Origin of the sequence: Mycobacterium sp. (genome assembly GCF_050701675.1) — a bacterium.
Taxonomy (GTDB): domain Bacteria; phylum Actinomycetota; class Actinomycetes; order Mycobacteriales; family Mycobacteriaceae; genus Mycobacterium.
The window spans coordinates 1-6,396 of the sequence record NZ_JBOGDD010000083.1; the positions used below are offsets into that span (position 1 = coordinate 1).

The following is a 6,396-nucleotide window of genomic DNA, read 5'->3' on the forward strand; positions in this document are numbered from 1 at the left end:
GTCCAGCAACGCGGTTTGGTACGTCCGCTATTCCCGATCTCACGAATCCACCTTGTCGACACCCGGGGCGACCGCGACGTCAGTCGGCGGCGAGTCCGCATTCGCGACGAGCCGCGACAGGACCGGAAAGGCGACCCGCGCTGACAGCCACAACGAGCTTTCCTCCTCGGGCGTCAGCGTCGCGAGCAATTCCGTCAGGCGTTCCCGACGGAGTCGCTTCCGGTCGTCGAGCAGCGCCTGACCGCGCTTGGTGATGCCGATGAGGGCAGCACGCCCGTCGTCGGGGTCGGCGAGTCTGGCCACCAGATCGTGGCGTTCGAGCCTCTGGATCAATTGAGTCATCGACGGCTGGCTGATCCCTTCCTTGGCCGCGAGCGTGGTGAGCCGCATGGGACCTTCGCGGCACACCCTGTTCATCGCGAACGCTGCGGATGCGCTCAAGTCGGAGCGGTCGGTGAGAAATCGGGCCGTGATGTCCAATGCCTGGTCGAGAAACTCACCGACGCAATTACTGACATCCCCATCAGGCGGACGTTTTTCCACGACGTACATATATCACGCGCACTATGTAGCAGCAATCGGCGGAGTCCTCGCACAGCGGTTTGACAGAAACGGTTCGCGGCCCTCACCCACGGGGCTCAGGGCTTGAGATTGATTGTCTTGCAAGGTATTCGGTCCCGACGTGTCGATTGAGCGGGTGAGCCAAGGGCTGGGCACGGTCGAAACTACATTGTCTCAACTATGTATTGACCGAAGTCAACGTCGAATGGAGCAGGCCTTGAGGTAACTTACCCACATGGTCCGCCCTGCGCAGACGGCGCGCAGTGAGCGCACTCGCGACGCGCTGCGGCAGGCGGCCCTGGTCCGGTTCCTGGCTCAGGGCGTGGAGGACACCTCCGCTGAGCAGATCGCCTCGGACGCAGGCGTCTCGCTGCGAACCTTCTACCGGCACTTCACGTCGAAACACGACCTCTTGTTCGCCGACTACGACGCGGGGCTGGAGTGGTTCCGGACGGCGCTTGCGGTGAGGTCGCCGGACGAATCGCTCATCGACGCCGTGCACTCGGCGATCCTCGCGGCGCCGTACGACGCCGCGGCCGTGCCGAAGATCGCGGAGCTGCGGTCTCGGGAGCTCGACGCCGGGCGCATCGTGCGCCATATCCGGCAGGTCGAGGCCGACTTCGCCGAGGCGGTCGAGGAGTACCTCACCCGCGACGAACCGCCTGCGCCGGGTACCGATGGTCGGTTGCGCGTGACCGTCACCGCCCGCTGCATCGCCGCGGCCGTCTTCGGCGCGATGGAGGTGTGGATGCTCAGCGACGATCGGTCGCTTCCGGAACTCGCGCGGCTGTGCCGTACGGCGCTCGAGGCGGTGGCGGCGGGCATCAGCGACGAGAAGTGACCAAGTTTCGTCAATATTGACAAAACTTGTGCGTCGTGCCAGCCTCGGACGATGGCGGACTTCGACGCGATTGTCATCGGTGCAGGCCACAACGGGCTTGCGGCGGCGGCCCTTCTGCAGAAGGCCGGCGTGCGGACCCTCTGTCTGGACTCGAAGCTCTATGCCGGCGGAATGGCCTCCACGGTAGAGCTTTTCGACGGATACAAGTTCGAGATCGCCGGGTCGCTGCAGTTCCCGACTTCTGCGAAGGTCAGCGACGAACTCGGGCTCGATGAGTTGGAGACCGTCGACCTCGACGTGATGTCGGTGTCGCTGCGGGGGGTCGGCGACGAGCCCGTCGTCTACTACACCGATCCGATGAAGCTGCTCACGCACCTCAACGACGTGCACGGCGCCGATGCCGTCAACGGCATGGCGGGGTTGATGGCATGGAGCCAGGGCCCGACGAGGGCGTTGGGCCGGTTCGACGCTGGGCAGCCACCGAAGACGATCGACGAGATGTACGCCTGTGCGCAAAACGAATTCGAGCGCGCGGCGATCACCGACATGTTGTTCGGGTCCGTTACCGACGTCCTCGACAGGTACCTGCCCGACGCCGAGAAACACGGCGCACTGCGGGGAATGCTCTCATTCCTCGCCGTCAACACCACCTACCGTGGGCCCGCCACGCCGGGCAGTGCGGCGGCTTTGGCGTACGGCCTGGCGATACCCGACGAGAACGCCAAGCTCATGAAGAAGCTCCGCGGCGGAATAGGCGCGCTCACAGCACATCTCGTAGAGGTGCTGAAGGCGGGTGGAGGGGAGCTGCGGCTACGCAGCAAGGTCGAGGAGATCCTGGTGGCCGACGGTCGGGTCACCGGCGTCCGGTTGGAGGACGGCACGACGATCGACGCGGCCATCGTGGTCTCGGGAATCGCGCCGGATCTGACGGTGACGAAGCTGCTCGACCCGAACGTGGTGCCGTCGGAGGTTCGCGATCGGTTCGCCCGCGTCGATCACCGCGGAAGTTATCTCCAGATGCACTTCGCTCTGGACGGCATGCCCACCTTCGCCGAGCCCTACGACATGCTCAACGATCCCGAGATGCAGTCGGCCATCGGACTCTTCAGCACGCCGGAGGAGCTGCAGCAACAGTGGGAGGACAGTCGCCGGGGGATCGTGCCCGCCGACCCAGCCATCGCGATTCAGTTCCCGTCGGTGCACGACCCCAACCTCGCGCCGGAAGGCAAGCACGCCGTCTCGGCGTTCTCGATGTGGTTCCCCATCGATTACCAGGATGCGTCCTACGGCGACCTGAAGGTCGAGATGGGCCGCCGGGTCATCGACAAGATCACCCGTGTCGCACCCGACTTCGAGGCGAAGATCATCCGGCACACCACGTTCACGCCGCGGCACATGGGCACGATGTTCGGCGCCCCCGGCGGCGACTACTGCCACGGCCTCATCCATCCAGAGCAGATGGGGCCGAACCGGCCGGGGCCAAGGGGTTTCACCGATCAGCCCATCCCGATCGGCGGGTTCTACCTGGGCAGCGCAGGGTGTCACGGCGGGCCGGGTATCACGTTCATTCCTGGATACAACGCCGCCGTGCAGGCGATCGCCGACGCGCGCTAGTCGTCTTCGTCCTTCGAGGTCGCCCCACCCTCGTCGGCCCAGTCCGTCCTGTCGTCGGCGCCCTTCGCCGGGTCGCTCTGGACGTCCTCGCCGCCGGCCGGGCCGGAGGCCGACTCGCTGGTCTTGGGGTCTGTGCTACTCACAACCACGGTGGTACCCACATCGTCGGGCTCGGAAACCGTCAACACGGCCTCGCGGATTTCGGGCACCTCATCCTCGAAGCGGTGTTCGAGCATTCGCAGCGACTTGGCGACGGACGACTCCACGCTGTCGCCCACCAGGTCGACACTGGCGATGACGAAAATCTGTTTGGGTCCGATGAACTCGGGACGAAGGAAGCGGACGGAGGCGACTTCGGGGAAGCTCGCGAGCTTGTCGCGAAGCGCCTGCTGCAGCCGCGCAGGACCGGCCTCGCCGGTGAGGAAGATCCGGTTGCGGTTGATGAGCACCACGGCCACGCCCCCGAGCAGAAGCCCGACCAGGATTGAACCCAGGCCATCCCAGACCACGTCACCGGTCAACTGGTGGAGCAGGATGCCGAGGAACGCGATGACGATGCCGATCAGCGCTGCGCTGTCCTCCGCGAAGACGGCGCGCACCGTCGGGTCCGACGTCTCGAACGCGTACTCGAGCACGTCGCTTTCGAAAGTTCTTGCATCACGCCGGAGTTGGCGGATGGACTGCAACAGGGAGATGCCCTCCAAGACGAACGCGACCGCGAGGACGACATAGGCGACCCGGTAGTCTTCGCCGCCGTCGGAGCCGTGCAACAGCTCGGTGATGCCCCGCCAGATCGACACGGCGGCACCGACGACGAACAGTCCCACCGCGGCGAGCAGCGACCATACGTAGGCCTCTCGCCCGTATCCCAGTGGTCTGCTCTCGTCGGCGTCGCGGATGCTGCGCCGATTGGCGACGAGGAGGAAGACCTCGTTGCCGGTGTCGGCCCAGGAATGCGCCGCCTCGGCGGTCATCGAGGCCGAACTGGTCAGTACGGCCGCGGCCGTCTTCGCCAATGCCACCACGAGATTCGCTGCGAACGCGACGAGTACCGTCAGCGTGCTGCCGCCACCCGTCTTCACCACCGCGGGTCAGTCGCCCCGGCGTTGGAGCTGGGCCATCCAGTCGCCGGGCAGGCGTTCCGCGGGCCCGGGGACCGTCTGGTCGACCGGATGACACTCCGGCGGAGCGAGTTCCGGTCCGTCGTAGTACTCGTTTTCCTCGTAGTTCCAGAACCAGTCCTCACCCGGCTCGAACGAGCGGATGATCGGATGGCCCGATTCGCGCCAGTGCGCGGCGGCGTGCCGAGCCAGTGAGTCGTCGCAGCAGCCGATGTGCCCGCACGCCGTGCAGCGGCGCAGATGAAACCACCATCCGCCCGCCGCGTCGCATTCGACGCAACCTGCCCCGCTGGGAGGGATGGTCGGGTTCACCGCATCGCTCATGGTGATGGAGCCTAATCGTGTCGGGGCAACGTGGCGCGCAAGGCTTTCGCTCACGACAATCTGATCACGGTGAGCTAAAACATGAGCACGGGACCAACCAGCAGTTTCCAGTGTCGACGTGCGCCGATGTGTATGGGGGTGCGTTGACAGCTAACGGGTGCCCTTCTAGCGTCCCGCCCAAGTCGACTCGGACGGGAATGCGCGTGAACTCGATCGCCTGGTCCAAGCCCGCCTTTGCCATGGGGGACTTCTTCGTCCTCGCCGGCGAGACCTTGGCAGGGATGTTTCGGCGGCCGTTCGCGTGGCGCGAGCTCATCGAGCAGATCGCGTTCGTCGCCAGGGTGTCGATCTTTCCGACCATCATGCTGTCGATTCCGTACACCGTACTGATCGTGTTCACGCTCAACATCGTTCTCCTCGAGATCGGCGCAGGTGACCTCTCCGGAGCCGGTGCTGCGCTGGCGTCGGTCACCCAGGTGGGCCCAGTCGTCACCGCGATCGTGGTCGCGGGGGCCGGATCGACCGCGATGTGCGCGGATCTCGGTGCCAGGACGATTCGCGAGGAAATCGACGCCATGAAGGTGATCGGCATCAACCCCATCCGGGCCCTCGTGGTGCCACGCGTCCTCGCCGCCACGTTCGTGGCGCTGATGCTGTACTCGGTGGTGGCCATCGTCGGCCTCACCGGCAGCTACGTCTTCGTGGTCTACGTCCAGCACGTGACACCGGGTGCGTTCGTTGCGGGCTTGACGTTGTTGACCGGGCTACCTCAGGTCGTCATCTCCCTGGTGAAGGCATTGCTGTTCGGCCTCTCCGCCGGCCTGATCGCCTGCTACAAGGGGCTTTCCGTGGGCGGCGGCCCCACGGGTGTCGGCAACGCGGTGAACGAGACCGTCGTCTTCGCCTTCATGGCGCTGTTCCTGATCAACATCCTGGCCACCGCCATGGGCGTCAAGGTGGCTCCGTCGTGAGTCCGGGCAACAGACTCGTCGACGCGACGCGCAACCTCGGCGAGCAGACGGCCTTCTACGGCAAGTCGCTGGTCTTCACCGGCGACGCGGTGCGGCGGTACCCGGGTGAGGTGCTCCGTCTGATCGCCGAAATGGGCCTGGGCACCGGCGCACTCGCGGTGATCGGCGGCACCGTCGTCATCATCGGCTTCCTGACGTTGTCCACGGGCGCGCTGATCGCGGTGCAGGGCTACAACACGCTGTCCAACGTCGGGATCGAGGCGTTGACCGGATTTCTGTCCGCCTTCCTCAACGTGCGCTTCATCGCGCCTGCGACGGCCGGGGTCGCGCTGGCCGCCACCATCGGGGCGGGCGCCACCGCGCAGCTGGGTGCGATGCGGATCAACGAGGAGATCGACGCCCTCGAGGTGATGGGCATCCGCGCCGTCACCTATCTCGTCTCGACAAGGATCATCGCGGGTGTCGTCGTCGTGATCCCGCTCTACACCGTCGCGATGCTGATGTCGTTTCTCGCGACCCGGTTCGGTACGACGATCATCTACGGCCAGTCCCGCGGGGTATACGACCACTACTTCACGACCTTCCTGCGACCCAGCGACCTCGTCTGGTCCTTCGTCGCCGCCCTGACGATGGCGGCGGCGGTGATGGTCGTGCACACCTACTACGGCTTCACGGCCTCCGGCGGTCCGGCGGGCGTCGGTGAAGCGGTCGGCCGGGCTGTCCGAACCTCGATCACCGCAACGGTTTTCGTGCTGCTGTCCATCACGCTGTCGGTGTACGGGCAGTCCGGAAACTTCAACCTCGCGGGCTGACGACGATGGCCAACGGCTCCCGCCGCGAGAAGATCGATCCCATCTGGTGGGCGCCCATCCTGCTGATCATCGTGGTCGCGGTGGTGGCCACCACCGCCCTGCTCTTCTCGGGAACGTTGAAGGACACCGTCCCCCTGACGCTGGTCTCAGAC

At 65.7% G+C, this 6,396-nt stretch carries 7 protein-coding genes; 4 read left to right on the plus strand and 3 right to left on the minus strand.

Features of this window, described 5'->3' with window-relative positions:
• Positions 1 to 39: 39 nt before the first annotated feature.
• Complete coding sequence (locus ACRDUX_RS02560) at positions 40 to 441, minus strand: MarR family transcriptional regulator (RefSeq protein ID WP_526410713.1); 402 nt, start codon at positions 439 to 441, stop codon at positions 40 to 42.
• Positions 442 to 796: 355 nt separating this feature from the next.
• Between ACRDUX_RS02560 and ACRDUX_RS02565 the strand changes: the two genes are divergently transcribed.
• Both ACRDUX_RS02565 and ACRDUX_RS02570 read left to right on the plus strand, forming a co-directional pair.
• Entirely contained in the window at positions 797 to 1,402 is a 606-nt protein-coding gene (locus ACRDUX_RS02565) for a TetR/AcrR family transcriptional regulator (protein ID WP_526410715.1), read from the plus strand.
• A gap of 51 nt (positions 1,403 to 1,453) precedes the next feature.
• Entirely contained in the window at positions 1,454 to 3,016 is a 1,563-nt protein-coding gene (locus ACRDUX_RS02570; RefSeq protein ID WP_526410717.1) for a phytoene desaturase family protein, read from the plus strand.
• Here the strand turns inward: ACRDUX_RS02570 and ACRDUX_RS02575 are convergent.
• Positions 3,013 to 4,101, minus strand: coding sequence for a cation diffusion facilitator family transporter (locus tag ACRDUX_RS02575; RefSeq protein WP_526410719.1), 1,089 nt, complete (start codon positions 4,099 to 4,101; stop codon positions 3,013 to 3,015). The genes ACRDUX_RS02570 and ACRDUX_RS02575 overlap by 4 nt on opposite strands.
• Before the next feature lie 6 nt (positions 4,102 to 4,107).
• Entirely contained in the window at positions 4,108 to 4,461 is a 354-nt protein-coding gene (locus ACRDUX_RS02580) for a UBP-type zinc finger domain-containing protein (protein WP_526410721.1), read from the minus strand.
• A gap of 239 nt (positions 4,462 to 4,700) precedes the next feature.
• Between ACRDUX_RS02580 and ACRDUX_RS02585 the strand changes: the two genes are divergently transcribed.
• Positions 4,701 to 5,432, plus strand: a complete 732-nt coding sequence (locus tag ACRDUX_RS02585; RefSeq protein ID WP_526410725.1) for an MlaE family ABC transporter permease — start codon at positions 4,701 to 4,703, stop codon at positions 5,430 to 5,432.
• Complete coding sequence (locus tag ACRDUX_RS02590) at positions 5,429 to 6,244, plus strand: MlaE family ABC transporter permease (protein WP_526410723.1); 816 nt, start codon at positions 5,429 to 5,431, stop codon at positions 6,242 to 6,244. Before ACRDUX_RS02585 ends, ACRDUX_RS02590 begins: the two co-directional genes overlap by 4 nt.
• Positions 6,245 to 6,396: the final 152 nt, after the last annotated feature.